The sequence below is a fragment of the Bacillus sp. SIMBA_031 genome, from assembly GCF_046535225.1.
Taxonomy (GTDB): domain Bacteria; phylum Bacillota; class Bacilli; order Bacillales; family Bacillaceae; genus Bacillus; species Bacillus velezensis.
Genome location: NZ_JAWRXC010000598.1, coordinates 1 through 244, shown reverse-complemented (window position 1 = coordinate 244; position 244 = coordinate 1). Strand labels below are relative to the sequence as shown.

General features: G+C 40.2%; 1 protein-coding gene. It reads left to right on the top strand.

The window, feature by feature from the left end:
- The coding region (locus SB724_RS21515) for a GEVED domain-containing protein (RefSeq protein WP_410573071.1) at positions 1 to 244 on the top strand (244 nt) is incomplete at both ends.

Here is a 244-nt window from a genome sequence, read left to right as displayed (position 1 = left end):
CGAGGAGCTCCATTTACATTTTCTACGTCAGTAAATGCAAATACAGCATCAAGTGTTATTGCATGGGTTGATTTTAACAATGATGGTAAATTTCAATTAAATGAAGCTGCCTATGCAACTTCTACTGCAGCTACAGCAGGGTATCAGCCTGTAACTGGTGAAAGTATTGTACATTTTTGGTTCAGAGGAGAGCAGACAAGTCGAATTCCTGTGGGAGCTACCCAGCTATATTCGAGAATAAGAC